We start from the raw sequence: 26,536 nt of genomic DNA, 5'->3' as shown, positions 1-26,536 counted from the left end.
GCCAAATCACTGCACATTGCGCTCCCCCGTTTCGATGATCCTCAGGATAAAAGCCTTGCGCTATGCTCTCTATTTCTCGCCGCCGAAGGACGATCCCCTGACCGGCGAGGCGTCGCTCTGGCTCGGCCGCGATGCGTTCACCGGCGAGACCTATTCTGCGTCAGAACATGAGAGACTGGGTGCGGCGGAGCAGTTCGAGCTGACCGCGGATCCTCGCCGCTACGGCTTTCACGCGACGATCAAGGCACCGTTTTCGCTCGCCGCCTCGGTCACCGAGAAGGATCTCATGGCCGTTGCCGAGGATTTTGCCGCGCGCACTGAAGCTTTCGAGATTCCTGAACTCGTGCTGGGCCAGCTCGGTCGTTTTTTTGCCCTCGTTCCCGGTTCTCTTCATCAACCTCTTCAGGATTTCGCCGCGAAGGTGGTAAGGTCCTTCGAACCGTTCCGCGCAACGCTTTCCGAGGCCGATATGGAGCGGCGCAACCCGGAGAAGCTCAGCGACAGCCAGCGCACCCATCTGCAGCGCTGGGGTTATCCTTATGTGATGGAGGATTTCGGCTTCCACATGACACTCACCGGCCAGGTGCCCGAGACACGCGCCGCAGTGATGAAAGCGATCCTGACCGAGCGTTTTGCCGATTTCACCGGTCGGCCGCTTACGATTTCGGGCCTTGCCGTCTTCACCGAAGAAACGCGCGGCGCCCCGTTTAAAGTTCATTCCTGGCTGCCGCTTGCCGGCGCCAAAAGCTGAAAGACCAGACGAGATGAGCAAAGAGACCGTGTTTTCCAACGCCCGCATCGTTCTTGAGGATGACATCCTCTCCGGATCGATTCTCATTCGCGACGGCAAGATCGCCGACATTTCCGAAGGCAACTCGGTAGCCGGCGAAGATTTCGAGGGCGACTACGTCATTCCCGGCCTCGTCGAGCTGCATACCGATCATCTTGAAGGCCATTATCAGCCGCGTCCCGGCATTCGCTGGAACAAGACCGCCGCAATCCAGGCGCATGATGCCCAGATCGTCACTTCAGGCATCACCACGGTGTTCGACTGCCTGCGCATGGGCGCGGACGAGGACGGCGGCTTCGAACATGGCGAGATGCGCGAGATGGCCGACGCCATCCAGTCGGCGGAGAAGGAAGGCCGGCTGCGCGCCGAGCACCTGATCCACCTGCGCTGCGAGGTCTCGGCCGACAATGTGCTCGAACATTTCGCCGATTTCGAAAACGATCGGCATGTGCGGCTGGTCTCGCTGATGGATCATGCGCCCGGCCAGCGTCAATTCCAGACGATGGATCAATATATCTTCTACTATCAGAAGAAGCGCGGCCTGAGCGACGAGGTCTTCGCGCGTTTCGTCGCTAAGCGCCAGGCGGAATCGGCGCGCAACTCGACGCCGCATCGCAACGCCATCGCCAAGGTCTGCGCCGAACGCGGCATCACCGTGGCAAGCCACGACGACGCGACGCTCTCCCATGTCGGCGAGGCGATCGACAACGGCGTGCGGCTTGCCGAATTCCCGACCAGCTTCGACGCAGCCCGCGCCTCGCACGGTCACGGCATGAGCGTGCTGATGGGCGCGCCGAACATCGTGCGCGGCAAATCCCATTCCGGCAATATCGCTGCCCGCGACCTTGCCGAGATGGGCGTGCTCGACGTGCTTTCCTCCGATTACGTGCCGCTCAGCCTGCTGCATGCACCCTTCATCCTCGCCGATGAAGTCGAGAGCATTGCCCTGCCGAAGGCGATCGCCATGGTGACGTCGACGCCCGCCCGCACCGTCAGCCTCGACGATCGCGGCCGGATCGCCACCGGACTGCGCGCCGATCTCGTCCGCGTCCACCGTTCGCATGGCGTGCCGGTGACACGCTCCGTCTGGCGCCAGGGACGCCGTGTCGCATGAGCCCTTACGAACCCCATCCAGGAGCCGGAGCCGAGCGCGGCATCATGGTCGTCGTCGTCGGGCCGAGCGGCGCCGGCAAGGACACGCTGATGAACCTCGCCGCGCGGCATTTCGCCGGCCGCGCCGACGTACATTTCACCCGCCGCGTCATCACCCGCCACCGCGACGCCGGCGGCGAAGACCATCTTTCCGTCTCCCTCGAAGGGTTTGCCGCGATGGAGCAGTCGGGCTCCTTCGCCGTCTGGTGGGAGGCGCATGGCTTGAAATATGGTATTCCGGCCGAGGTCTCGGTGGCATTGTCGCGCGGGCATGTCGTTGTCGCCAACGGCTCGCGCTCGGCGCTTCACCGTTTCCAGGCGGCTTTCCCGCGGCTCAAGGTGATCAACGTCACCGCTCGCCCGGAAGTGCTCGCGAGCCGGCTGGAGGCGCGCGGGCGCGAGACGCATGAGGATATCATGGCGCGGCTTGCCCGCGGGCCGCTGACGGTGCGCGGCGACTACGACGTGGCGGAGCTCGACAATAGCGGCTCGCTCGAAGAGGCCAAGCAGAAGATGGTCACGATCCTCGACGGGCTGCTCGCCGAGATTCACTGACCGAGATCGGAAGGAAGCATGCGCGCCATCAAAGTGGTCGACTACGATCCCTCCTGGCCGCTGCTGTTTGCCCAAATCAGTAGTGAAGTCTCTATTTTGCTCAGTGATTCCGTGCTGTCCATCGATCATATCGGCAGTACGTCTGTGCCTGGTCTGGCGGCCAAGCCGAAGATCGACCTCGATATCGTCGTGATCTCAGACGCCGTTCTGCCGACGGCGATCGAAGCGGTGCGCTCTGCCGATTTCGTCTTCCACGGCGACGCTGGAGAGAACCGGTGGGCCTTCACCCGAGATCATGACGGCTACGGGTTCAGGCTATGTGTCTGCGGACCCGATCATCGCGGACACCAGGAGCGCATCCTGTTTCGCGACTATCTCGTGGATCACCCTGAGAGAGCTGCAGCCTATGCCGACCTGAAACGTCGGCTGGCTGCGGAGGCAGACGGAAATTGGGACTTTTATACCGGCGGAAAGACCGAGTTCGTCAGCGAGACGGTGCGGTTGGCAGTCTCAAGAATGTGAACGGAGTGCGTGGCGCACTCCGCGCCTGATTAGTCGCCGTCACCCCGCCCGGAAACGATCTCGCGCTTGCCGACATGGTTGGCCGGGCCGACCAGACCTTCCTTCTCCATGCGCTCCACCAATGAGGCGGCTCTGTTATAGCCGATGCCGAGGCGGCGCTGGATGTAGGAGGTCGAGCACTTCTTGTCGCGCAGGACGACCTTCACCGCCTGTTCGTATAGCTCGTTGCCATCCTCGGAGGCCATGGCGCTCTTGTCGAAGACGGCGCCGGCTTCTTCCTCTTCCGTTTCTTCCTCTTCGTCGGCGGTGACGGTGTCGAGATATTCGGGGCGGCCCTGGGTTTTCAGATGGGCAACGACCTTTTCAACCTCGACGTCAGAGACGAAGGGACCGTGGACGCGGGAAATCCGGCCGCCGCCCTGCATATGCAGCATGTCGCCCTGGCCGAGGAGCTGCTCGGCGCCCTGTTCACCGAGGATGGTGCGGCTGTCGATTTTCGAGGTCACCTGGAAGGAGATGCGGGTCGGGAAGTTCGCCTTGATCGTACCGGTGATGACGTCGACCGATGGGCGCTGCGTCGCCATGATCAGATGGATGCCGGCGGCGCGGGCCATCTGGGCGAGGCGCTGGATCGCACCTTCGATCTCCTTGCCGGCGACCATCATCAGGTCGGCCATTTCATCGACGATGACGACGATATAGGGCATCGGCGTCAGGTCGAGCGCCTGGCTTTCCTCGATCGGGACGCCGGTGCCCTTGTCGAAGCCGACCTGGACCATGACATGGATCGTCTCGCCCTTGTCGCGGGCCTGCGCCACGCGCTCGTTATATCCGTCGATATTGCGGACGCCGAGGCGCGACATCTTGCGATAACGCTCCTCCATTTCGCGCACGGCCCATTTCATCGCCATCACCGCCTTCTTCGGATCGGTGACGACAGGCGTCAGAAGATGCGGGATGCCGTCATAGACGGAAAGTTCGAGCATCTTCGGGTCGACCATGATCAGCCGGCACTGTTCCGGCGTCAGGCGGTAGAGCAGCGACAGGATCATCGTGTTGATGGCGACCGACTTGCCGGAGCCGGTAGTGCCGGCGACGAGCAAATGCGGCATCTTGGCGAGTTCGGCAATAACCGGCTCGCCGCCGATGGTCTTGCCGAGACCGAGCGCCAGCTTGTAGCCGCTCTTCTCGAAATCCTGGCTTTCGATCATCTCGCGGAAATAGACGGTTTCACGAGTGACGTTCGGCAATTCGATGCCGATGACGTTGCGGCCGGGGACGACGGCGACACGGGCCGAGAGCGCCGACATCGAGCGGGCGATATCGTCGGCAAGACCGATGACGCGCGACGATTTCACGCCCGGCGCCGGCTCGAATTCATAAAGCGTGACGACTGGGCCGGGGCGGACATGGATGATTTCACCCTTGATGCCGAAGTCCTCGAGTACACTTTCCAGAAGCCCGGCATTCTGCTCCAGCGTCTCCTGCGACATGATCTCGCCGAGGCGTTCCGGCGGTTCCTGCAGGAGGGCACGCGGCGGAAACTCATAGCCGGATGCGTCGATCTTTTCGGGTCTTGTCACACGACGCGGCGAGGGCAGGACCGCGGCGACGGGCGGCGTAGAACGGGGTGTCGGCGCAGCCTCAGGCGCCAACGCGACTTGAGGAGCTGGCGCAATCTGAGGGGCTGGCGCAGCCTGGGGGGAAGGTACGACCGGTGCCTCGACAGGAATGCGCCGGAGCCGTTCCAGGGATATTGCGGCCGGAGGGCGGACGGCGAGCTTTGCGGAGACCGCGGCGGGCGGCTGAACCGGGCGGGAGGCGACGGGCGCGGGGGCCGGCCGGCCGGGGCGCCATTCCATGATGCGGAACAGCGACGTGATCGATTCGGGCGCAGTCTCGACCTTCGGGAACGAGATCAAGGCAGGCGCGCGAACCGGCTCACCTTCTTCGAAGGCCATGACTTCCCAGAAGGCGAAATCCGAAATGGAAGAAAGCTCGGCACTGGCGCGGAAGGCAGGCGCGGCGGGCCCTTCGGGCAAGGGTGACGGTTGCAGTTCGATCACGTGCGGTGCTGCGGAAAGTTCGTAGGGCTCCGGCAGATAGGCATCGAACGGCACGTCGACGGCGACCGGCTCGATGCGTATCGCCTGCTGTCCAATCTGCGAATCATCCCGAACAAGCTCATTCGGCGCCCGCCGCTTGCTGATCAGCGTTTCCGGCGTGCGGGTGAAACGGACATTCGGCGCGAGAGAAAAATTGCTCTGCCAGATCGGTGCCGCCGGCTTTTCTCCGGGATTTATCTCCGGAAGCTCGGTTTCAATCTCGCTGGAAAAGTCCCCGGCGTCCGTCAAATTGGTTCTGGGAAAACGCATGCGTCCGCTACTCACTCATGCCTAACAAATTACGACCCTACCGGGATAGAAAAGGAAGGTTAATAAGTTCCTTCCCGCCGTATCGTTCTGATACGGCTCCCGTCGCTAAATCGCTGCGATTTCAGTGAGTTGAGTTAAGCGGAAAAATCTTTGCCAATTTTGTGAGGACCCGAAGTGCGGCGCATCGACTCTGATGATGCGGAGCCTATCAGGCCCTCGTTTTCTGCATGTCGTTTACCCAAGATGCACACATTTGGGCGACATGGATCAATGCGCCTCGTCCCAATTGCTGGCAGCGCGCGCATCGACCCTCAGCGGCACGCGCATTTCGAGCGCCGGCATGGTGGCGTTTTCCATGACCGAGACGATGATCGGCATCGCCTTTTCGACATCCTCGTCCTCGACTTCGAAGATGAGTTCGTCATGCACCTGCAGCAGCATGCGGACGCGATCGCCAAGGCCGACTTCAGCCAGCGCCGGCTCCATCTTGATCATCGCCCGGCGAATGACGTCGGCAGCCGAGCCCTGGATCGGCGCGTTGATCGCCGCACGCTCGTTGAAGGCGCGTACCGACGGGTTGGAAGAGCGGATTTCGGGATAGTTGATTCGCCGCCCGAAGATCGTCTCGACATAACCCTTGTCGCGCGCCATGGCCTTTCGGCTTTCCATATAGTCGCGGATGCCCGGGAAACGCTCGAAATACTTCTTGATGTAGTCGCCGGCTTCCGAACGCTCTATCGATAGCTGATTGGCGAGGCCGAAGGCCGAGATGCCGTAGATGATGCCGAAATTGATCGCCTTGGCGCGGCGACGCACCTCGCCCGGCATGCCCTCGACCGGCACACCGAACATTTCCGACGCGGTCATCGCGTGAATGTCGACGCCATCCTCGAAGGCCTTGGTCAGCTGCGGGATCTCGGCCACATGGGCAAGCACGCGCAATTCGATCTGGCTGTAGTCGGCAGAAATCAGCTTGTGGCCAAGTGTCGAGATGAAGGCGGTGCGGATCTTGCGGCCTTCGGCGGTGCGCACCGGAATGTTCTGCAGGTTCGGCTCGGAGGAGGACAGGCGTCCCGTCGTCGTCGATGCCAGCGAATAGGAGGTGTGGACCCGTTTGGTTTCTGCGTGGACATAGCCCGGGAGCGCGTCGGTATAAGTGGACTTCAGCTTGGTGACCTGGCGCCAGTCGACGATTTTGCGCGGCAGCTCGAAACCGGCGGCGGCCAAATCCTCGAGCACCTGCGCGGAGGTGGACCATTGCCCGGTTTTGGTCTTGCTGCCGCCGGCAAGGCCCATCTTGCCGAACAGGATGTCGCCCAGCTGCTTCGGCGAGCCGATATTGAAGCGCTCGCCGGCCAGCACATAGATCTCGTCTTCCAGCCTGGCGGCGCCCTGGGCCAGCTCGCCGGACAGGCGCGACAGGATCTGCCGGTCGACGGTGATGCCGCGCGCTTCCATGCGCGCCAGCACCGGCAGCAGCGGCCGCTCCAGCCGTTCATAAACGCTGGTCAGTCCTGCCGCCGCCAGCCGTGGCTTCAGCACCAGCCAGAGGCGCAGCGTCACGTCGGCATCCTCGGCCGCATAATGGGTGGCGCGATCGATATCGACGAGATCGAAGGTGACATTCGCTTTGCCGCTGCCGGCCACGTCCTTGTAGGGGATCGGGGTATGACCGAGGAATTTTTCCGAGAGCGGGTCCATGCCATGGGCGCCGGTGCCGGCGTCGAGCACGTAGGAGATCAACATCGTGTCGTCGAAACTCCTGGTCTCGATGCCGTAGCGCTTCAACAGCAGATAGTCGTATTTCAGGTTCTGCGCGACCTTGAGAACCGCCCCGTCCTCCAGCAATGCCTTCAGCCGCGGCAAGGCATCGCGCATGGCGACCTGGTTTTCGACAAGGCCGCCGCCGAGCAGATCGCCGACGCCGTTCTTGTGGGTGAGCGGCACATAGGCGGCGCGGATCTTGGTGCCGGTGGGATCGGCCACATTGTCGGCGATCGCCAGCGAAAAGCCGACAAGCTCGGCCTGCATCGCATCGAGCGAGGTGGTCTCGGTATCGAAAGCAACGAGGCCGGTATCGCGCGCATCGACGATCCACCGGTCGAGCGTCGCCAGATCGCGGATCGTCACATAGGCCGAATGATCGAAGGGCAGCGTCGCAAAGGCGTCGGCGCGCGCCTTGGCAAGATCGGCGGGTGAGAAGGCGCCTTCGACGGCGGTCTTTGCCTTCGCACGGGCTGGCACCGGCACCGATTCGCCGGAAACCTCGGGGATGCCGCCGGCAACGGGGGCCGGCTCGGCCGCATCGAGATCGGGGCCGTGGGCAGCCTTACCCCATTCGACGTTGACGATCGCCGGTTCGATGGCGTTCGCATCGCAATCGCAGACTTCGGCGACGCGGCGCGTCAGCGTCGTGAATTCCATGGTCTTGAGGAAGCCTATCAGCTTCGGGCCGTTCTGCGGCTCCAGCACCAGCGCGTCGAGATCGAGATCGAGCGGCACATCGGTGCGCAGCCGCACGAGGTCGCGCGAGAGCCTCGCCATATCGATATTGGCGAGGATCGTCTCGCGGCGCTTGACCTGCTTGATCTCGGTGGCGCGTTCGAGCAGCGTGTCGAGATCGCCGTATTCCTCAAGAAGCTGGGCGGCGGTTTTCGGGCCGATGCCGGGAATTCCGGGAACATTGTCGACGGAATCACCGGTCATCGCCTGCAGATCGATCATCTTTTCTGGCGGCACGCCCCATTTCTCGATGACGTCAGGAATGCCGATCTGCTTGTCCTTCATGCTGTCATACATATGGACATTGGGACTGACGAGCTGCATCAGGTCCTTGTCGGAGGAGACGATGGTGACATCGGCGCCGGATGCCTCAGCCTGGCGGGCGTAAGTGGCGATGATATCGTCGGCCTCAAAACCTTCGGTCTCGATGCAGGGCAGGTTGAAGGCGCGGGTGGCTTGGCGGATCAGGCCAAATTGCGGGATGAGCTCCTCCGGCGGGGCGGACCGGTTCGCCTTATATGCGTCGTAAAGATCCTTGCGAAACGTCTTGGCGGAATAATCGAAGATGACTGCAAGGTGTGTCGGCGTCACGCCGACATCGGTATTGCGCGCATCCCTCAACAACTTCCACAGCATGTTGCAGAAACCGGAAACGGCGCCGATCGGCAGGCCATCGGTCTTGCGGGTCAGCGGTGGCAGTGCATGAAACGCCCGGAAGATGAATCCGGAACCATCGATTAGGAAGAGGTGATCGCCTTTTTTCATGGGTGCATGGATAGCGCGGGCACGGGACGAGGTCTATATAAAGTTCGGCGCGCGAAAAGGGTTACGCACCTCTATTCAGAGGCGCAAAGGACGCTGTCGCACTTTGAATGGACGCATAATTTTTTCCTTAAACCGCATTCCGAATCGAGGAATTGTGCAGCGGAGATTCCGCTCACCAAACTGTTACCGATTTGTAACGGTCGCCCTCCCTTGAAAAACCACATTCACAGGCACAAATCCATGTCACCGGCGCTTGATCGCGCCGCGGGTCTGACTACCGGCTTGTCCCCCGCCGCGTCAGGCTTGGACAAAGGCCTTATCCCCCTCTCCGGGCCTTTGTCCCCACTTTAAGGTCGCCATGGCCAACCTCCAGGCCATGGCGACTTTTGTTTTTCCCGGGCACTCGAAATTATCATCGTCGCTTGCATATTTTGAAGCATCGCATGCGATTTGCTGCATTGTCTCCAGCATGGTTTTGAGCCTAACTTGCAATCATGGGATTTAACCGCATGGATTCGGGAGCCTACCTTGCCAGCCAGCTGGCGAAGGGTTTTGCCCGCTCGCTGCACCAGCGCGCGGTCGGGCTCGGTTTTTCTCCGGGCCAGTTCCCCATTCTGCTGGAACTCTGGGCCGAAGACGGGCTGACCCAGAAACAGCTTCTCGAGCGGGTCGATATCGAGCAGGCGACCATGGCCAACACGCTTTCGCGCATGGTCCGCGACGGGTTGATCGAACGCCGGCCGCATCCATCCGATAAGCGGGCGCAACTGCTCTTCCTGACGCCGAAGGCCAGCGCCATGGAGGCCGAGGCGATCGAGACCGCGCGTGAGGCCGACCTTGCGCTGTTTAAAGGTTTTCGGGTTTTCGAGCGCGAGCTGACACTTGAATATATCCGCCGGCTTCTGGAAAACGCCAAGGCGCTCTGACCGGGATTATTTGCTGAGATTATTCGTTGACAAGGCGTGTGCGCCGTCGCGGCGGCATGCCGGGTCCGGCCTGCCGGACGTTTTTACCGACGGCTAGCTTCAAGCTCGGCTCGATATCCGGCTTGCCGAGCAACAGGCCCTGCACCTGTGCGCAACCTTCCTCGACGACGATCTGGCGCTGCATCTCCGTTTCCACACCCTCGGTGACGACGGGCATGCCGAGGCTGTGGCCGAGACCGATGATAGCGCGCACGATCGATCGCGCCGCCGCGTCATGCTCCAGCACGCCGGTGAAGCTGCGGTCGACCTTGATCTTGTCGAAGGGAAACGAGCGCAGGTTCGAGAGCGAAGAGTAACCGGTGCCGAAATCGTCCATGACAATGTGCACCCCCAACCTCCGCAGGCGCTGCAGCATTGCCATCACCCGGTCGCGATCGCGGATCAGCGCTGCCTCGGTGATCTCAAGCTCCAGCCGATCGGGTGCGAGCCCGGTCTCGGCAAGCACCGCCTCGATCCGCTCGCACAGGTTGGGCAGCATGAACTGCACCGGTGAAACATTGACTGCAATCGTCAGCGGCTGCGGCCAGCGCGCGGCCTCCATGCAGGCCTGCCGCAATATCCATTCGCCGAGCTGAACGATCGAACCGCTTTCCTCGGCGACGGGGATGAAAATGTCGGGCTCGGTCATGCCGTGGCCCGGCCGGTGCCAGCGCATCAAGGCCTCGTAGCCGCTGACCTCGCCGCTCTGTGCATTGAGGATCGGCTGATAGTTGACATGGAGTTGATTGCGGATGATTGCATGGCGCAGGTCGCTTTCGATCTGGCGGCGGTTCCGCGCCGCTTCGTCCATCTCCGCGTCGAAGAAACAAGCCCGGCCGCGACCATCATGCTTGACGCGGTAGAGTGCGGTATCGGCATTGTTGCAGAGTTCTTCGGCCGTGCGCCCATCTCTTGGATAGAGCGCGATGCCGAGGCTGACGCCGACGGCTGTGGGGTCACGGGCCGTGTCCATCTCGGCGGCGAATTCGTCGATGATATCAGCCGCAAGCTTTTGCGCCGACGCCGGCTGCTGCCCAGCGGATTGGATGATGGCGAATTCGTCGCCGCCGAGCCGGGCGATCGTATCGCTCTCACCGGCCACCCGGCGCAGGATAGAGGCAACCTTGCGGAGAATGCGGTCGCCTTCGGCGTGGCCGAAGATGTCATTGACGGCCTTGAATCGATCGAGGTCGAGACAGAACAGCGCCACCTCGGTGTTCTTTCGCTCCGCCACCTGCAGCGCCTGCCGGATGCGGGTGTCGAACAGCGACCTGTTCGGCAGATCGGTGAGCACGTCGTGATGGGCGAGATGCTCGATCATCTCCTCGGCCTGCTTGCGCTCGGTGAGATCGCGCACCGCCAGCACCTCGCAATTGCGGCCACGATAAACGATCTTGCTGGAGGTCGCTTCTACGGCAATCTCTCGGCCGGCGCGGGTGTTTAGCAGCGTCTCGCCGGGCCGGTTCTCCCGAGGTCCCTGAACGACCGTCAGCACATCCGAGGGGACCTTACCCGAGAGATCGGCAAGCTTCCAGCCTGATAAGGCCTGGAATCGTTCGTTGGCATCGATGATCCGGCCTTCGCGCAGGATCAGCAACCCCTCCTGCGAGGCATTGGCAAGCCCGCGCAGATCCGTCAGATGGCTTTGGACGAAGACCACGGCAAGTGCGACCAGGATAAGAGCCGTTGCCGCCACCACGACGATCGCCGCAAGCACCCTGGTGTCGAGCACCGATGTGGGAACCTCCATACCGGGGTCCGGGACGAGCGTAATGCTGCCCATCGAAATGAAGTGAAGAGTGCAGATGGCGAGGACGAACACCAGCGATGAGGTGAGGAGACGCCTCATCCCCTTCAGACTGAAAAAGATATGGAAAGCGGCGCTCGACAGAAGCATTCCGGCAAGGACCGCCGTCAGTGTCATCAGAGGATCGTAGAGGATAACAGCCTGCGCCTCGATCGCCTGCATGCCGGTCAGGTGCATGGAAGCGATGCCGAGGGCCATCAGAACGCCGCCGCGGATAGAGGAAAATCTTCCGTCACGTTGCGAAGCGGCGAGGATCGCCACCCATGAGCCGACCACCGACAGGAGAAAGGAAAGCAGCGTCAGGTCGAGCGCGTAGCTGATTGGCGTGCCGCCATCATAAGCGAGCATCGCGATGAAATGCGTTGCCCATACGCCGGTGCCGAAGGCAAAGCCCGACGCGCCGATCCAGAGCTTGCGGCGTCCGGCGTCGCAGTCCTGGGCACGGGAATACAGCAGCATAGCCGCCATGACGCCAACCAGGCAGACCGCGGCCGCCGCCACGACTAGCCGCCAATCGTGATTGTCGCGAATACATGCAATGACCGAAAACATCTGCGCCCCCGAACAGCTGGTTTTGGCCGATGCTATTTAGGTTGTGCTAATTAACTGTAAATTGAATTAGGTCTTTCTTTATTATCGTGAAACGGCCCTCCATAAGACCGATCCACGTCGCTTCAGCACTCTTGCGCCTCCCGCCTGATTTTTACGTTTTCCGCCTCGCCTGCTTTCCTGGTTTGGTCTATCGTCCGGCCAAATTTCGAAAAGGAGTCGAAAATGACCGATATACAACCGGTGCTTTCGCGCGCGGATCAGAACCTTTCATCAAGCCTCGAAAAATTGTTCGAACTGCTGCGCATCCAGTCGATTTCCACCGATCCCGCCTACAAAGCCGAATGCCGCAAGGCCGCCGAATGGCTTGTCGCATATCTCCAGACGCTCGGCTTCGAAGCCTCGGTGCGCGACACACCTGGCCATCCGATGGTGGTCGCCCATCATGCCGGCGCGTCCACCGATGCGCCGCACGTTCTGTTCTATGGCCATTACGACGTTCAGCCGGTCGATCCGATCGAGCTCTGGGAAAACGACCCCTTCGAACCATCGATCAAGGATGTCGGCGACGGCCGCAAGATCCTGACCGGCCGCGGCACGTCCGACGACAAGGGCCAGTTGATGACTTTCCTCGAGGCCTGCCGCGCCTATAAGGAGATCCACGGCGCACTTCCCTGCCGCGTCACCATTCTCTTCGAGGGCGAGGAAGAATCCGGTTCGCCGTCGCTGAAGCCTTTCCTCGAGGCCAATGCCGCCGAGCTTAAGGCCGACTGTGCGCTGGTCTGCGATACCGGCATGTGGGATCGCGACACGCCGGCGATCGCCGCCGCGCTGCGCGGCCTTGTCGGCGAAGAAGTAACCGTGACGGCCGCCGACCGCGACCTGCATTCCGGTCTCTTCGGAGGCGCTGCCGCCAACCCGATCCATATTCTCGTCGAGGCTCTCGCCGGCCTGCATGACGAAACCGGCCGCATCACGCTCGACGGCTTCTACGACGGCGTCGAGGAAACCCCTGAGAACATCAAGGCGTCATGGGAGACGCTGGGCAAGACCGCGGAGAGCTTTCTCGGCGAAGTCGGCCTTTCCGTTCCCTCGGGCGAAAAGGGCCGTTCGGTGCTCGAACTCACCTGGGCGCGGCCGACCGCCGAAATCAACGGCATCTGGGGCGGATATACCGGCGAAGGCTTCAAGACGGTGATCGCCGCCAAGGCTTCGGCGAAGGTTTCGTTCCGCCTCGTCGGCACGCAGGATCCGGCCGCCATCCGCGAGGCTTTCCGCAGCTATGTCACCTCGAAGATTCCCGCCGATTGCTCGGTCGAGTTCCATCCGCATGGCGGTTCGCCGGCTATTCATCTCTCCTATGATTCGCCCGTTCTGACCAAGGCGAAGACCGCGCTTTCCGACGAGTGGCCGAAACCCGCCATCATCATCGGCATGGGCGGCTCGATCCCGATCGTCGGCGACTTTCAGAAGATGCTCGGCATGGAATCGCTGCTTGTCGGCTTCGGCCTCAGCGATGACCGCATCCATTCGCCGAACGAGAAATACGAGCTCGTCTCCTACCACAAGGGTATCCGTTCATGGGTCCGGATTCTCCAGGCGCTCGCCGCCTGAAGGAAACGCAATAACAAAAAGGCCGGTTAAAACCGGCCTTTCGTCATCCACTCGCTCAGTGCCAGTTCATCCGTGGTCAATGAGAAGCGGGTATGGCAGCCAGACTGCCTCCGAAAGGTTAACGGATCGTTAACGGCGCACGCGATCGCCAGGTTGTCGGAAGCACTGCGCCACATCGATAGAAATTCCCCGTTCAAGCTACGTTCATCGCGGACCACTATAAGCCATTGAAAGACAAAGTGAATAATAACGCTCTCGCAAGTGCGGGGCGGTCGTTCCACCTTTCCTTTCAGACGGCAGATGTCAGGCAAGTGCAGCCGGGCGCAGCCCCAAAATGCGCCTATGAGGAGTGAGAAAAGCGTGAAAAATCTGTTTGCTAAAATCGCCGCGGCTGGTCTCTTCATGCTGGCGCCTGTCATGGCGCAGGCTGCCGAGGGCTATTCGACGGCGAACGTCAACATGCGCGCCGGTCCGAGCACCCGATACCCCGCCGTCGCGGTGATACCCGCCGGTTCTTCCGTCGAGATCCGCGGGTGCCTTTCCGACGTCAACTGGTGCGATGTGGAGTTCTACGGCGGCCGCGGCTGGGTATCCGGCCAATATGTGCAGGCTCTCTACCAGCAGCGCCGTATCTATGTCGGTCCGCAATATTACCGTCCGCTCGGCATCCCGGTCATCCGCTTCAGCGTCGACAATTACTGGGATCGCTACTACCGCAACCGCGATTTCTATCGCGAGCGGGACCGCTGGAGCCGCGGCCCGGACGACTATTACCGCGACAATCGAGATCGCGACATTCGGGATCGAGACAACCGGGATCGCGATCGGAAATGGCGCGACGGGGATCGCAACCGGGACGGCGATAGAGACTGGCGCAATCGAAATGGCAATCAGGATGGGCGCGACGACAATCGACGGGGCGACCGGAGAGATGGAGATCGCAGACCCAATGGCAGGGATTTTGATTGCCGGCCCGGCGATCCCTCCTGCGACCAATGAGATCCAAAGGGGCGGCCGCAGCGCCGTCCCTTTCGAGGTTTTCCCGGGCACCGGCGGGTACGCAAGAAAAAGCCCGGCGCTCCCGAGAGGGATGCACCGGGCCTGATGTCGATCGGCGCGTGTTGAGGGGAGACGGCCGATCATGCGCGGGACGTGAGGGGTTGTCCCGCTTTTCCCTAAACAATCGCGGCGCCAATTGGTTCCGACCAGCAGACAGAAGATGTGCGGCGAACGCAGCGCGCGCATTTCGGCGTCACGCCGATAAAGATCATCCGGCGGATTTGCTCCGTCCCGTCGAGGGTGAGATTTTTGACAGTCGCCATGACTGGCATCCATGCCTGCAACAGGCCACCGACAAATTGATCTGAGAGCGGCTTGATGCTCTTGTCTTGCGGGATTCTTTGTTGCAGTTTTGAGACGTTGCGGATCGATTTCGATCCGTTCGAGGCTGGACCCTGATGACGCAAGACTACTTGGCTTTCCTAGGGCTTTTCGGCGCTCGGGCAGCCGCGATAGACGTTACCGTATGGCATAAACACAACCCACTCCTTCCTGTGCGACTTACCGACGGGGCGAACCTCAACCCTTCCGGCCAGATCTGGCGCCGCTTTCATCTCGGCGAGTGGGAATATAAGCAGGACCCGGAAACGCTCGACGATTACGAGGCCCGCCAGTTCTGAGCGCCAACGCATGTCGCCCAAAAGTGCGCAGCGGTTTTGGGATAAAGCGCATCGCATATAAAGCAGGAATGACGCGACGCGCTTTTTGGCGCGATCTGCTTTGCTTTCCATAATTAATACCCCGTTAAATCGCCGCATTTACAGTTCAGTCGGATGATCGCGGCGCCCGTTGCATGATTCCCTAAATCGGAACCGATTTGGGGATAGAATTATGCAGCCATTCAAAGTGCTACAGCGTCCTTTGCGCGTCTGAGAAGACGCGCGGCGCTGTGGAAGAGTGCCGTTGTGCGAAGTCACGCTTCGCGATCGAACATGGGGTGTGACCGGTCGGCGATGGCAGGCAGAAGCAGATCAGGCGACAGAATCGAACCGTCCTTCAACGGCCGCCCGGCACGCGACGATGACGCATTTTCGCTCGATGCCGACGATCGCATTGCCGGAAGCCGATCCCCGCGGCGCGGCGGCTCAAAACCGCCGCCGCAACGTGCCGCCCCTCGGCGGCGGCGCGAGCCGCGGGAGCGCGAAGGCGGCGGCTTTTTCGGCTTCCTGCGCCGCGTGATCTACTGGTGCGTCGTGCTGTTCATCTGGGCCGGCATCGGCGTTGCCGGGCTTGTCGTCTATTATGGCTCGCGCATGCCGAGCGCCAGCACATGGGCGATCCCGGAACGGCCGCCGAACGTCAAGATCACCGCCGTCGACGGCAGCGTCATCGCCAATCGCGGCGCCACCGGCGGCGAAGCGCTGTCGCTCGAAAACATGTCGCCCTATATTCCGGAAGCCGTCATCGCCATCGAGGATCGGCGTTTCTATTCGCATTTCGGCGTCGATCCGCTCGGCCTCGGCAGGGCGATCGTGACCAATTTTACGGCTGGCCACATGGTGCAGGGTGGCTCGACGCTGACACAGCAGCTTGCCAAGAACCTCTTCCTCTCCCCCGAAAGGACGCTGGAACGCAAGGTCCAGGAGGTGCTGCTCTCGCTCTGGCTGGAGCAGAAATACACCAAGGACCAGATCCTTGCGATGTATCTCAACCGGGTGTTCTTCGGATCGAACGCCTATGGCGTCGAAGCGGCCTCACGCCGTTATTTCAATAAATCGGCGCGTGACGTGAACCTCGGCGAGGCCGCGGTGCTGGCCGGCCTGCTCAAGGCGCCGTCGCGACTTTCGCCGGCCCGCGACCCGGAAGCCGCGAATGCGCGCGCCCAACTCGTGCTTGCGGCAATGCGCGAGCAGGGCTTCATTACCGATTCCGAAGTCAAGACCGCGATGTCGCAGACCCCGGCTTCGGCCAAGAGCTATTGGTCAGGGGCCGGACACTACGTCGCCGACATGGTGATGGACGAACTGCCGGGCCTGATCGGCGACGTCAAGGAAGACGTCATCGTCGATACGACCATCGACAAGTCGCTGGAAAAGAAGGCCGAGCAATCGCTGGTCGACGTGCTCGACAAGGAGGGCGGGAAGCTCGACGCTTCGCAGGCGGCCCTCGTGTCGATCGACGGCACCGGTGCGATCCGGGCGCTCGTCGGCGGCAGAGACTATGCGACGAGCCAGTTCAACCGCGCCGTCAAGGCCAAGCGCCAGCCGGGCTCCTCGTTCAAGCCCTTCGTCTATGCTGCCGCCCTGGAGAAGGGGCTGACGCCCTATTCGGTGTTCAATGACGCGCCGATCCGGATCGGCGACTGGACGCCCGAAAATTACGAGAAGAAATACAATGGCGAAGTGACGCTGGCTACCGCACTTGCCAAGTCGCTGAACACCGTGGCCGCCCAGCTGGTAATGTATGACGGGCCGGATCAGGTGATCAAGCTTGCCCACCGGCTCGGCATCGAAAGCGAGCTGCAACCGAACGCCTCGATCGCGCTCGGCACTTCAGAAGTGTCGCTGATGGAACTCACCGCCTCCTATGCCGCCTTCATGAATGGCGGCTACAAGGCGACGCCGCACGTCATCCGCCGGGTGACGACCGCCGAAGGCAAGGTTCTCTACGAAAATACCTATGACAGCCCGCCACGTGTGCTGTCCGAGCAGATCGTCGCCGAAATGGATGCGATGATGATGGGCGTCATCGACAACGGCACCGGCAAGAGCGCCAAGATCCCCGGCTGGCAGGCGGCAGGAAAGACCGGCACGACGCAGAATTCGCGCGACGCGCTCTTCGTCGGCTTCACCAGCAACCTCACCACGGGGGTCTGGTTCGGCAATGATGACGGCAAGCCGATGAAGAAGGTGACCGGCGGCGGCTTGCCCGCCAAGGCCTGGAAGGAATTCATGGTCGCCGCCCACAAGGGACTTTCGCCAGCGCCGCTCTTCGGCAACGGCCAATTGATCGCCGATCCGAACAATGGTCAGCCGATGGCGCAGACAGCACCCGGGGCTGGACAATCTGGAAGCGGGCAACCGATGACGGCCGAAGCGTCGCCTTCGACGATCGGTGGGATCATTTCCGGCGTCTTCGGCGGCAACGACAATGCAAATCGCTATCCGCAAGCGCCTGCCCGACAGCAGGCGGCGACCTCCGGCAACGGCCCGGTTCCGCCTGGAGACATTGCCGGAGGCGGCGGTTCTGGCTACGAGGGCATGGTTCCACCCGGCGATGTCGGGGCGCCACAGACAACCTCTACCGTCCAGCCGCGGCGCACGACGCTGCTCGATCTGATCATGGGCCAGTGAGAGTTTTGCTGCATGCACGGCGCGGGCCCGATGCTCAGAAGCGCGTTGCGTCGGAATTGGTTCAGCGACGCACTTTGGTCTTTGTTTTGATGCACGCCGTTATTCCGGAACCGCTTCACACGTGAGGACGACAGGCATCAGAAATCGGCGGCTTTCCGGACATGGGGCGACCTCCTTCCCGGTGACTGTAAAAAATGAATGCAACACATTCGTTTTGCTGGATTCCGGGCGATTTCTCGCCTTGCAGTCCAGAAAACCGCTCCTTATATACGCCGCATCACCGCAATCACGATTGCGTAATCAAGTAGACCCATCCCGTAAGGGGCTGTCAGGGAAATGCCTTCTCGGGGTTCCGACAGCTTGCTTCAAGGAGAGAATGACATGGCAAAAGTAATTGGTATCGACCTTGGAACGACGAATTCCTGCGTCGCAGTCATGGACGGCAAGGACGCGAAGGTTATCGAGAATGCGGAAGGTGCACGCACGACCCCTTCCATGGTGGCATTTTCCGAGGATAGCGAACGCCTCGTCGGGCAGCCGGCCAAGCGCCAGGCGGTCACCAACCCGACGAACACACTCTTTGCGGTCAAGCGCCTGATCGGCCGCCGCTATGAGGACCCGACCGTCGAGAAGGACAAGCACCTCGTTCCCTTTACCATCGTCAAGGGTGACAATGGCGACGCCTGGGTCGAAGCCAATGGCAAGGGCTACTCGCCCGCACAGATTTCCGCGATGATCCTTCAGAAGATGAAGGAAACTGCCGAATCCTATCTCGGCGAAAAGGTCGAGAAGGCCGTCATCACTGTTCCCGCCTATTTCAACGACGCGCAGCGACAGGCAACCAAGGATGCCGGCCGCATCGCCGGTCTTGAAGTTCTGCGTATCATCAACGAGCCGACCGCTGCCGCACTCGCCTACGGCCTCGACAAAAAAGAAGGCAAGACGATTGCCGTCTACGACCTTGGTGGCGGTACCTTCGATATCTCCATCCTCGAGATCGGCGACGGCGTCTTCGAAGTGAAGTCCACCAACGGCGATACGTTCCTCGGCGGTGAAGACTTCGACATGCGCCTCGTCGAATATCTCGTCGGCGAATTCAAGCGGGACAACGGCATCGACCTGAAGAACGACAAGCTTGCCCTGCAGCGCCTCAAGGAAGCTGCGGAGAAGGCGAAGATCGAGCTTTCGTCCTCGCAGCAGACCGAAATCAACCTGCCGTTCATCACGGCCGATGCCTCCGGCCCGAAGCATCTGACGCTGAAGCTGACCCGCGCCAAGCTCGAGAGCTTGGTCGACGATCTGGTTCAGCGCACGATCGCGCCGGCCAAGGCAGCGCTCAAGGATGCCGGCGTCACCGCCGCCGAAATCGACGAAGTGGTTCTCGTCGGCGGCATGAGCCGCATGCCGAAGGTACAGGAAGTCGTCAAGCAGCTGTTCGGCAAGGAGCCGCACAAGGGCGTCAACCCGGATGAAGTGGTGGCCCTCGGTGCCGCCATCCAGGCCGGCGTTCTGCAGGGCGACGTCAAGGACGTGCTGCTTCTCGACGTGACGCCGCTGTCGCTTGGCATCGAGACACTCGGTGGTGTCTTCACCCGCCTGATCGAACGCAACACGACGATCCCGACGAAGAAGAGCCAGACCTTCTCGACAGCCGAAGACAACCAGCAGGCCGTTACCATCCGCGTTTCGCAGGGCGAGCGTGAAATGGCTGCCGACAACAAGCTGCTCGGCCAGTTCGACCTCGTCGGCCTGCCGCCGTCGCCGCGCGGCATGCCGCAGATCGAAGTCACCTTCGACATCGACGCCAACGGCATCGTGCAGGTTTCGGCCAAGGACAAGGGCACCAGCAAGGAACAGCAGATCCGCATCCAGGCTTCCGGCGGACTTTCCGACGCCGACATCGAGAAGATGGTGAAGGATGCCGAAGCCCATGCCACCGAGGACAAGAAGCGTCGCGAGTCCGTCGAAGCCCGGAACCAGGCCGAAAGCCTGATCCATTCCACGGAAAAGTCGTTGAAGGATTATGGCGACAAGGTTTCCGAGGCCGACCGCACCGCGATCTCGGATGCAATCGCCGCGCTGAAGACGGCTTCGGAAGCATCCGAGCCGGATGCCGACGACATCAAGGCGAAGACCCAGACGCTGATGGAAGTGTCGATGAAGCTCGGCCAGGCGATTTATGAAGCGCAGCAGGCCGAAGGCGGCGCTGCCGGCGATGCCTCTGCGGAAGGCGGCGACAATGTCGTCGATGCCGACTACGAGGAAATCAAGGACGACGACCGCAAGAAGTCCGCGTAATCCGCGACGGCGTGGTTATGCTTCAACATCTGATCCGGCTGCTCACCATGGCAGCCGGAAAATCCATTTCCGGGGTTTAATTCTTAATGGCAAAAGCGGACTATTACGAAACTCTGGGTGTAGCCAAGACGGCGGACGAGAAAGAGCTGAAGAGCGCCTTCCGCAAACTGGCGATGAAATTCCATCCGGACAAGAACCCGGATGACAAGGACGCCGAACGCAAGTTCAAGGAAATCAACGAAGCCTACGAGATGCTCAAGGACCCGCAGAAGCGGGCGGCCTATGATCGTTATGGCCACGCGGCCTTCGAGCATGGCGGCATGGGCGGCGGGGGCGGCGGATTTGCCGGCGGCGGCTTCTCCGACATCTTCGAGGATATCTTCGGCGAGATGATGGGCGGAGGGCGTGCGCGCCAGCGCTCGTCGGGCGGCCGCGAACGCGGCGCCGATCTCCGCTACAACATGGAAATAACGCTGGAAGAATCGTTCGCCGGCAAGACGGCGCAGATCCGCGTTCCCACCTCGATCACCTGCGACGTCTGTTCGGGTTCGGGTGCCAAGCCCGGCACGCAGCCGAAGAATTGCGGCACCTGCCAGGGAAGCGGGCGCGTGCGCGCCGCACAGGGCTTCTTCTCGATCGAGCGGACCTGCCCGACCTGCCACGGCCGCGGCCAGATCATTCCCGATCCCTGCCCGAAATGCCACGGCCAGGGCCGGGTGACGGAAGAGCGTTCGCTCTCGGTCAATATTCCGGCCGGCATCGAAGACGGAACACGCATCCGCCTGCAGGGCGAGGGTGAAGCCGGCGCCCGCGGCGGGCCGGCAGGCGACCTCTATATCTTCCTGTCCGTCAAACCGCATGAGTTCTATCAGCGCGACGGAGCCGATCTCTATTGCGCCGTTCCGATCTCGATGACGACGGCCGCTCTCGGCGGAACTTTCGACGTGGCGACGCTCGACGGCACCAAGTCGCGCGTCAGCGTGCCCGAGGGCACGCAGGCCGGCAAACAGTTCCGCCTGAAGAGCAAGGGCATGCCGGTGCTGCGTTCGGCGCAGTCGGGCGACCTCTACATCCAGATCCAGATCGAGACGCCGCAAAAGCTCACCAAGCGCCAGCGCGAACTGCTGCAGGAATTCGAGCAGCTTTCCTCGAAGGAGAACAATCCCGAATCGACCGGCTTCTTCGCCCGGATGAAGGAATTCTTCGAGGGCTAATGCATGTCATCAGGAAGTGTGCGGCAGTTCCGGGATAACGACATGCCTAAAAACAAAAGCCTAAAGTGCGTCGGATGAATCAAATTTGACGACGGGCTTTGGCCGCAATCGACATCACCATTTCCAAGGCCGGGGACGGAAACGCCTCCGGCTTTTCGTTCAGCAGATCCCGATTTGAGACATTTGCCGTGCATCTCCGCCGCCTTGTCCCAGATCGACACGGCCGCGCGCCGGAACACGACTTGCGTTAACGCAGCCACGTGATGTCGCTTGCAAGTTTTCCAAATGAATTCAGTCTCTGCCGTCAGCGCATAACCCGAAAATCAAAATCGATTTTCGATACGCGGCGCTCTACCGGGAACAATTAAACCAAGGGTATCTGCCATGGCGCCAGCCTTTTCCTCCCAGTCCGACGACGTCGACGTTCTCGCCGGCGCCCTCTACACATGGTGCGCCGAGCGCAACATCAAGCTTCGCAGCCAGCAGGGGCTTTCCGTCGCCAGCATCGCGATCGACCTCTATCATGCCGGCCACCAGACGCAGGACGATCTGCTGATGGCGCTGCACGAATGCGACATTCACTAAAACGCGCGACGTAGAATCTCAATCAACAGACATGAGTCCGGTCTTCGTCTTGATGCACGTCGCCTCCCCAAATTGCCGCACGGCTATATGTGTCCAGATATCATCCGGATCCGGGCAGGTCATGCTTTGCGTGGCGCTCGGTGAATCAGGCGGCGGTTTCGACCGCTTGGCCAGTCATCAGGGTGACGATGGTCTTGACCGCTTCCTTGCCTGCCGGCGAGCTCAGTCTGTCGTAGCTCAGCGCCAGCGCATAGGCGTCGGGGCTGAGTTCGATGCGGCTGCCGAATTGCGATATGCCGGCTCCCTCGAAAAGAGCAGATATCTCAACATCAAGAAAAACCGCGATCTGATGCAGCTTGCTGGCGGAAACGCGGTTCGTCCCCTTTTCGTATTTCTGGATCTGCTGGAAAGTCAGTCCGAGTGCTTCGCCAAGCTCGAGCTGGGAAACACGGCGAAGGGCGCGAAACTGCCTTACGTTGCGACCAACGATAATATCAACCGGATCTGGCACTTCATCACTCTCTGATACATAAACCGTTCGTTTATCATATCGTTTTTGCAGGATAACTCAACCCTGCAGTTGCAAACTTCAACTTGCTTTTTTGTGCCTTACGTCACGTCAGCCGCCTGAGGTAATTGTGGCGAAACCCCGAATATCCGGGGTTCGAAGGGACTGAAAGATGCCGTCGCCCATACTGCCTCGGCAACGTTGGCGCCTCCTCCAAAGGTTGTATTTTTAGCGAGAGTTGAACCCGCCTAGCGTCGTGCTCGGAGCTTATCGCGCACCGATCGACAGTAGCGACAACGTTCCGCGGCGACGAAGCTGCGAGCCTTGCCATCAACGCCGCTTAGGCTTAGCTGTCACGCTTCACGATTCCGGACATTCGATGCCGCACAAGGTTGCTCTTTCCCGTCTGAAGCTGACAGATTTCCGCAACTATGCGGCGGCGTCCCTTGCCCTTGACGGTCGGCACGCCGTGCTGACGGGGGACAATGGCGCTGGCAAGACCAATCTCATGGAGGCAGTCTCGCTGCTTTCGCCTGGCCGCGGTCTGCGCCGCGCCGCCTATGGCGACATTACCCGTGTCGGTGCGGCCGGCGGTTTTTCGATCTTCGCCGCGCTCGACGGCATGGAAGGCGAAGTCGAGATCGGCACCGGCATCGAAACAAGCGAGGAAACCACCTCGCGCAGACTGCGGATCAACGGCACCCCCGCCAAGACCGCCGATGAACTGACTGACCATCTGCGCCTTCTCTGGCTAACACCGGCGATGGACGGCCTCTTTACCGGCGCCTCCTCCGACCGGCGCCGCTTTCTCGACCGGCTGGTGCTATCGCTCGATCCCGCCCATGGCCGCCGCGCCAGCGATTTCGAGCGTGCCATGCGCAGCCGCAACAAATTGCTGGATGAAGGCCGTTTCGACCCCTCCTGGCTCGCCGGTATCGAACAACAAATGGCCAGCCTCGGCATCGCCATGGCGCTCGCCCGACAGGAGATGCTCGGCCTGCTGACCCGCCTGATCGAGGAAAGGCCGGAAAGTTCACCCTTCCCCTCGGCAGCGCTGCAGCTCTCAGGCTTCATGGACGGTCAGTTTTCGCGACCCTCGGTCGACCTCGAGGACGACTATGCGGCAATGCTGGCGGAGAGCCGTTACCGCGACGCCGGCGCGGGGCGCACGCTGGAGGGGCCGCACCGGGCCGACCTCATCGTGCACCACCGCGAAAAAGCGATGGAGGCGGAACGTTGTTCCACCGGCGAGCAGAAAGCGCTGCTTATCGGCCTGGTGCTTGCGCATGCGCGCCTCGTCGGCAATCTCACCGATCATGCGCCGATCCTGCTGCTCGACGAGATCGCCGCACACCTCGACGAGGGCCGCCGCGCCGCGCTGTTCGACCTCATCGACGGGCTCGGCGGCCAGGCCTTCATGACCGGAACGGATCGCGAGATGTTTTCGGCGCTCGGCGACAGGGCTCAGTTCTTCACCGTTGCCGACGGGAAAGCTTTCGAATGACCGAGGCGGCTTTTCCCAGCGCCGGGCGCCATGATAATATCGGCGCTATGGAACCGCTCAGCCCGGACGAAATCGCCCGCTATCACCGCCACATCCTGCTCCCCGAGATCGGCGGCGCCGGCCAGCAGCGGTTGAAAGCCGCCCGTGTGCTGGTGATCGGTGCCGGCGGCCTCGGTGCGCCGGTGCTGCAATATCTCGCCGCAGCCGGGATCGGCACACTCGGTATCGTCGACGACGACCGGGTGTCGCTGTCGAACCTGCAGCGCCAGGTGATCCATGATTCCGGCACGATCGGCGAGTTGAAGACGGAAAGTGCCGCCTTGGCCATCGCCAGGCTCAATCCGCATGTCCGGCTGATCCGCTTCGAGGAACGCTTTTCCCCGGAAACTGCCCGCCGGCAATTGTCCGGCTTCGATTTGCTGATCGACGGCTCCGACAATTTCGACACGCGCTACGCCGCCGCCGATGCGGCGGAGGAAGCACGTATTCCGCTCGTCAGCGGCGCCGTCGGGCGTTTCGATGGCTCGCTGACGGTTCTCAAGCCTTATGAGAGCGCCGAGGACGGGACGCCCAACCCCAGATATCGCGACCTCTTTCCGGAAGCGCCGCCGGCGGGGCTGATTCCGGCCTGCGCCGAGGCCGGCATCATCGGCGCGCTCACCGGTGTCATCGGCACGATGATGGCGATGGAGGCGATCAAGCTCGTCACCGGCACCGGGGAGCCGCTGGTCGGGCGGCTGCTGCTCTACGACGCGCTCAAGGCCCGGTTCGACACTGTGCGCTATAAACGGCGCCGCACGACAGAAAGACAGGGCGGATGACGATTATCCCTCTTGATCATCGTTTCACGCGCTGGGACGAGCTGCTCGCACTCATCCTCGCCTCCTTCGCTTCGATGAACGGCAGGATTGATCCGCCTTCCTCGGCGCTCGCGCTGACGGCGGGGTCGCTGGCGGAAAAGGCCGATGCAGAGATCGGCCATGTCGCCATCGACGGCGACAAATTGATCGGCTGCCTGTTCCTGCGGCCGGAGGCCGATTGCCTCTATGTCGGCAAGCTCGCCGTTCTGCCTGAGGTGCAGGGCAAGGGCCTCGGCAAGCGTCTGCTGGCAATTGCCGAACTGACGGCCGCAAGGCTCGGTCTTCCTGCTTTGCGGCTGGAAACCCGCATCGAGCTTACCGACAATCACGCCGTCTTTGCCGCCTGGGGATTTTCCAGAACCGCCGAAAAGGCGCATCCCGGCTTTGCCAGAACGACATTCGTCGAGATGCGCAAAATGCTTGCTCCTCAGATCCGCATCGTCTGAATCCAGCTCGACGCGGCCTCCTTCAGCGGCCGGGCAGCACCCGGTTCGGCGGCCTGTGGCCGTCGATGAAGGCGCGGATATTGATGATGACCTTGTCGCCCATGTCGATGCGGCCTTCGATCGTCGCCGAACTCATATGCGGCAGCAGCACGACCTTGCCCTCATTGGCGAGCTTGATGAGCTTCGGATTGACGGCGGGTTCGTTTTCGAAGACGTCGAGGCCGGCGCCGGCAATCCGACCCTCCCTCAGAGACTTGATCAGTGCAGCTTCATCGACGACGTCGCCGCGTGCGGTGTTGACGAGATAGGCCGTCGGCTGCAGCAGCGCCAGCCGGCGGGCCGAGATCAGGTGGAAGGTTGCCGGCGTCGATGGACAATTGACCGAAACGATGTCGACGCGGGCAAGCATCTGGTCGAGGCTTTCCCAATAGGTCGCCTCCAATTCGTCCTCGACGGCCGGATTGACGCGTTTGCGGTTGTGATAATGGATCGACAAGCCGAAAGCCTTGGCGCGGCGGGCCACCGCCGTGCCGATGCGGCCCATGCCGACAATGCCGATGCGCTTGCCGTGAATGCGCCGGCCGAGCATCCAGGTGGGAGACCAGCCGGCCCATTCGCCCGGCTTGTCGGTCAGCACGCGCGCGCCTTCGCCGAGCCGTCTCGGAACCGCGAGGATGAGCGCCATGGTCATATCGGCGGTATCCTCGGTCAGGACGTTCGGGGTGTTCGTGACGGTGATACCCTTGCGCGCCGCCGCCTCGACGTCGATATGATCGGTGCCGTTGGAGAAGCTGGCAATCAGCTTCATCTGCGGTCCCGCCTGATCGATCAGCGCCGCGTCGATGCGATCGGTGACGGTCGGCACCAGCACCTCGGCCGTCTTGACCGCGGCGACAAGCTCGGGAACGGAACGCGGCGCGTCGTCGATGTTCAGCTCGGCGTCGAAGAGCTCCCGCATCCGGGTTTCGACGGCATCGGGCAGCTTGCGGGTGATGTAGACCTTCGGTTTTTTCTTCGCTGTCATGGCTGGCTGTGGTGCCTTGTTCAGAGGTCTTTAACCAAGAGGGGTGATAATTTTCCCATCCGGGCATTTTCTACCAGACCCGCACGCGAAGACAAACAAAACTCGCGGTGCGGCCGGGGAATGTCAGAGCCCGGACCGCGAACAGGCCG

The 26,536-nt window shown here is 61.6% G+C and carries 21 protein-coding genes; 15 read left to right on the top strand and 6 right to left on the bottom strand.

Translation table 11 applies throughout. The features are described 5' to 3' along the window. Positions 1-55 precede the first annotated feature (55 nt). From HJB89_RS00485 to HJB89_RS00470, 4 genes are read left to right on the top strand one after another with little or no spacing between them, the layout of a single operon-like run. Complete coding sequence (locus HJB89_RS00485; RefSeq protein WP_221148660.1) at positions 56-751, top strand: DUF1045 domain-containing protein; 696 nt, start codon at positions 56-58, stop codon at positions 749-751. 13 nt (positions 752-764) lie between these two features. Beyond that, positions 765-1,904, top strand: a complete 1,140-nt coding sequence (locus tag HJB89_RS00480; protein WP_221116487.1) for an alpha-D-ribose 1-methylphosphonate 5-triphosphate diphosphatase — start codon at positions 765-767, stop codon at positions 1,902-1,904. Further along, positions 1,901-2,497 (top strand): phosphonate metabolism protein/1,5-bisphosphokinase (PRPP-forming) PhnN, encoded by a 597-nt coding sequence (gene phnN / locus HJB89_RS00475; RefSeq protein WP_207582439.1) that lies wholly within the window; start codon positions 1,901-1,903, stop codon positions 2,495-2,497. Before HJB89_RS00480 ends, phnN begins: the two co-directional genes overlap by 4 nt. An 18-nt stretch (positions 2,498-2,515) precedes the next feature. Next, a complete protein-coding gene (locus HJB89_RS00470; protein WP_221116486.1) occupies positions 2,516-3,019 on the top strand; it encodes a GrpB family protein in 504 nt (167 codons plus the stop codon). A 29-nt stretch (positions 3,020-3,048) separates the two neighbouring features. Here the strand turns inward: HJB89_RS00470 and HJB89_RS00465 are convergent, their stop codons facing one another. Together HJB89_RS00465 and polA are read right to left on the bottom strand one after the other, a co-directional pair. Beyond that, positions 3,049-5,394, bottom strand: coding sequence for a DNA translocase FtsK (locus HJB89_RS00465; RefSeq protein WP_207582437.1), 2,346 nt, complete (start codon positions 5,392-5,394; stop codon positions 3,049-3,051). 267 nt (positions 5,395-5,661) lie between these two features. After that, positions 5,662-8,661, bottom strand: coding sequence for a DNA polymerase I (gene polA / locus HJB89_RS00460; protein WP_221148655.1), 3,000 nt, complete (start codon positions 8,659-8,661; stop codon positions 5,662-5,664). Between the two features lie 509 nt (positions 8,662-9,170). Between polA and HJB89_RS00455 the strand changes: the two genes are divergently transcribed. Further along, entirely contained in the window at positions 9,171-9,587 is a 417-nt protein-coding gene (locus HJB89_RS00455) for a MarR family winged helix-turn-helix transcriptional regulator (RefSeq protein ID WP_164006058.1), read from the top strand. Positions 9,588-9,606: 19 nt separating this feature from the next. Here HJB89_RS00455 and HJB89_RS00450 read toward each other — a convergent pair whose 3' ends face one another. Then, positions 9,607-11,985: an EAL domain-containing protein gene (locus HJB89_RS00450; protein WP_221148654.1), complete on the bottom strand. Its 2,379-nt coding sequence runs from the start codon at positions 11,983-11,985 to the stop codon at positions 9,607-9,609. Positions 11,986-12,207: 222 nt separating this feature from the next. On the opposite strand from HJB89_RS00450, the gene HJB89_RS00445 reads away from it, so the two are divergent. Both HJB89_RS00445 and HJB89_RS00440 read left to right on the top strand, forming a co-directional pair. Further along, complete coding sequence (locus tag HJB89_RS00445; RefSeq protein ID WP_221148653.1) at positions 12,208-13,596, top strand: dipeptidase; 1,389 nt, start codon at positions 12,208-12,210, stop codon at positions 13,594-13,596. 360 nt (positions 13,597-13,956) lie between these two features. After that, complete coding sequence (locus HJB89_RS00440) at positions 13,957-14,595, top strand: SH3 domain-containing protein (RefSeq protein ID WP_221148652.1); 639 nt, start codon at positions 13,957-13,959, stop codon at positions 14,593-14,595. A gap of 176 nt (positions 14,596-14,771) precedes the next feature. Here HJB89_RS00440 and HJB89_RS00435 read toward each other — a convergent pair whose 3' ends face one another. Then, entirely contained in the window at positions 14,772-15,062 is a 291-nt protein-coding gene (locus tag HJB89_RS00435) for a hypothetical protein (protein ID WP_221148651.1), read from the bottom strand. Between HJB89_RS00435 and HJB89_RS00430 the strand changes: the two genes are divergently transcribed. The 5 genes from HJB89_RS00430 (at position 15,054) to HJB89_RS00410 (ending at position 22,045) form a co-directional block, all read left to right on the top strand. After that, positions 15,054-15,275 (top strand): hypothetical protein, encoded by a 222-nt coding sequence (locus HJB89_RS00430; protein ID WP_164006054.1) that lies wholly within the window; start codon positions 15,054-15,056, stop codon positions 15,273-15,275. The genes HJB89_RS00435 and HJB89_RS00430 overlap by 9 nt on opposite strands. 333 nt (positions 15,276-15,608) lie before the next feature. Further along, entirely contained in the window at positions 15,609-17,948 is a 2,340-nt protein-coding gene (locus HJB89_RS00425; protein ID WP_221116482.1) for a transglycosylase domain-containing protein, read from the top strand. Between the two features lie 381 nt (positions 17,949-18,329). Further along, positions 18,330-20,246: a molecular chaperone DnaK gene (dnaK, locus tag HJB89_RS00420; RefSeq protein WP_007634141.1), complete on the top strand. Its 1,917-nt coding sequence runs from the start codon at positions 18,330-18,332 to the stop codon at positions 20,244-20,246. An 86-nt stretch (positions 20,247-20,332) separates the two neighbouring features. Beyond that, entirely contained in the window at positions 20,333-21,460 is a 1,128-nt protein-coding gene (gene dnaJ, locus HJB89_RS00415; protein ID WP_207582431.1) for a molecular chaperone DnaJ, read from the top strand. 384 nt (positions 21,461-21,844) lie between these two features. After that, positions 21,845-22,045 carry a hypothetical protein gene (locus tag HJB89_RS00410; RefSeq protein WP_007634143.1) on the top strand — a complete coding sequence of 67 codons (201 nt, stop codon included), beginning with the start codon at positions 21,845-21,847 and terminating at the stop codon, positions 22,043-22,045. Between the two features lie 145 nt (positions 22,046-22,190). Here the strand turns inward: HJB89_RS00410 and HJB89_RS00405 are convergent, their stop codons facing one another. Beyond that, positions 22,191-22,556: a helix-turn-helix domain-containing protein gene (locus HJB89_RS00405; protein WP_207582430.1), complete on the bottom strand. Its 366-nt coding sequence runs from the start codon at positions 22,554-22,556 to the stop codon at positions 22,191-22,193. A gap of 376 nt (positions 22,557-22,932) precedes the next feature. Here HJB89_RS00405 and recF point away from each other — a divergent pair, with 376 nt between their 5' ends. The 3 genes from recF to HJB89_RS00390 are packed head-to-tail and all read left to right on the top strand — an operon-like array spanning position 22,933 to position 25,363. Next, the gene (recF, locus tag HJB89_RS00400; protein ID WP_207582429.1) at positions 22,933-24,057 is read left to right on the top strand and encodes a DNA replication/repair protein RecF; all 1,125 of its coding nucleotides are present in this window, start codon (positions 22,933-22,935) and stop codon (positions 24,055-24,057) included. After that, on the top strand, positions 24,054-24,878 hold the full coding sequence (locus HJB89_RS00395) for a molybdopterin-synthase adenylyltransferase MoeB (RefSeq protein ID WP_207582428.1): 825 nt from the start codon (positions 24,054-24,056) through the stop codon (positions 24,876-24,878). Before recF ends, HJB89_RS00395 begins: the two co-directional genes overlap by 4 nt. Continuing rightward, the gene (locus HJB89_RS00390) at positions 24,875-25,363 is read left to right on the top strand and encodes a GNAT family N-acetyltransferase (protein ID WP_207582427.1); all 489 of its coding nucleotides are present in this window, start codon (positions 24,875-24,877) and stop codon (positions 25,361-25,363) included. The genes HJB89_RS00395 and HJB89_RS00390 overlap by 4 nt, the downstream gene beginning before the upstream one ends. Positions 25,364-25,385: 22 nt before the next feature. On the opposite strand, the gene HJB89_RS00385 is transcribed toward HJB89_RS00390, so the two are convergent. Continuing rightward, complete coding sequence (locus HJB89_RS00385; RefSeq protein WP_221116479.1) at positions 25,386-26,387, bottom strand: D-glycerate dehydrogenase; 1,002 nt, start codon at positions 26,385-26,387, stop codon at positions 25,386-25,388. Positions 26,388-26,536: the final 149 nt, after the last annotated feature.

The sequence above is a fragment of the Rhizobium sp. NZLR8 genome (genome assembly GCF_019685025.1).
Classification (GTDB): domain Bacteria; phylum Pseudomonadota; class Alphaproteobacteria; order Rhizobiales; family Rhizobiaceae; genus Rhizobium.
The sequence above is the reverse complement of the archived record's forward strand: the minus strand, read 5'-3'. Positions and strand labels throughout refer to the sequence as shown.

Bases quoted from the DNA above. Each gene is read 5' to 3' on its own strand.
- HJB89_RS00465 (WP_207582437.1), bottom strand. From the start codon at position 5,394: ATGCGTTTTCCCAGAACCAATTTGACGGACGCCGGGGACTTTTCCAGC.
- dnaK (WP_007634141.1), top strand. From the start codon at position 18,330: ATGGCAAAAGTAATTGGTATCGACCTTGGAACGACGAATTCCTGCGTC.
- HJB89_RS00455 (WP_164006058.1), top strand. From the start codon at position 9,171: ATGGATTCGGGAGCCTACCTTGCCAGCCAGCTGGCGAAGGGTTTTGCC.
- HJB89_RS00425 (WP_221116482.1), top strand. From the start codon at position 15,609: ATGGCAGGCAGAAGCAGATCAGGCGACAGAATCGAACCGTCCTTCAAC.
- HJB89_RS00450 (WP_221148654.1), bottom strand. From the start codon at position 11,985: ATGTTTTCGGTCATTGCATGTATTCGCGACAATCACGATTGGCGGCTA.
- recF (WP_207582429.1), top strand. From the start codon at position 22,933: ATGCCGCACAAGGTTGCTCTTTCCCGTCTGAAGCTGACAGATTTCCGC.
- HJB89_RS00390 (WP_207582427.1), top strand. From the start codon at position 24,875: ATGACGATTATCCCTCTTGATCATCGTTTCACGCGCTGGGACGAGCTG.
- HJB89_RS00480 (WP_221116487.1), top strand. From the start codon at position 765: ATGAGCAAAGAGACCGTGTTTTCCAACGCCCGCATCGTTCTTGAGGAT.
- HJB89_RS00385 (WP_221116479.1), bottom strand. From the start codon at position 26,387: ATGACAGCGAAGAAAAAACCGAAGGTCTACATCACCCGCAAGCTGCCC.
- HJB89_RS00470 (WP_221116486.1), top strand. From the start codon at position 2,516: ATGCGCGCCATCAAAGTGGTCGACTACGATCCCTCCTGGCCGCTGCTG.
- HJB89_RS00445 (WP_221148653.1), top strand. From the start codon at position 12,208: ATGACCGATATACAACCGGTGCTTTCGCGCGCGGATCAGAACCTTTCA.
- HJB89_RS00430 (WP_164006054.1), top strand. From the start codon at position 15,054: ATGACGCAAGACTACTTGGCTTTCCTAGGGCTTTTCGGCGCTCGGGCA.
- dnaJ (WP_207582431.1), top strand. From the start codon at position 20,333: ATGGCAAAAGCGGACTATTACGAAACTCTGGGTGTAGCCAAGACGGCG.
- HJB89_RS00395 (WP_207582428.1), top strand. From the start codon at position 24,054: ATGACCGAGGCGGCTTTTCCCAGCGCCGGGCGCCATGATAATATCGGC.
- polA (WP_221148655.1), bottom strand. From the start codon at position 8,661: ATGAAAAAAGGCGATCACCTCTTCCTAATCGATGGTTCCGGATTCATC.
- HJB89_RS00410 (WP_007634143.1), top strand. From the start codon at position 21,845: ATGGCGCCAGCCTTTTCCTCCCAGTCCGACGACGTCGACGTTCTCGCC.
- phnN (WP_207582439.1), top strand. From the start codon at position 1,901: ATGAGCCCTTACGAACCCCATCCAGGAGCCGGAGCCGAGCGCGGCATC.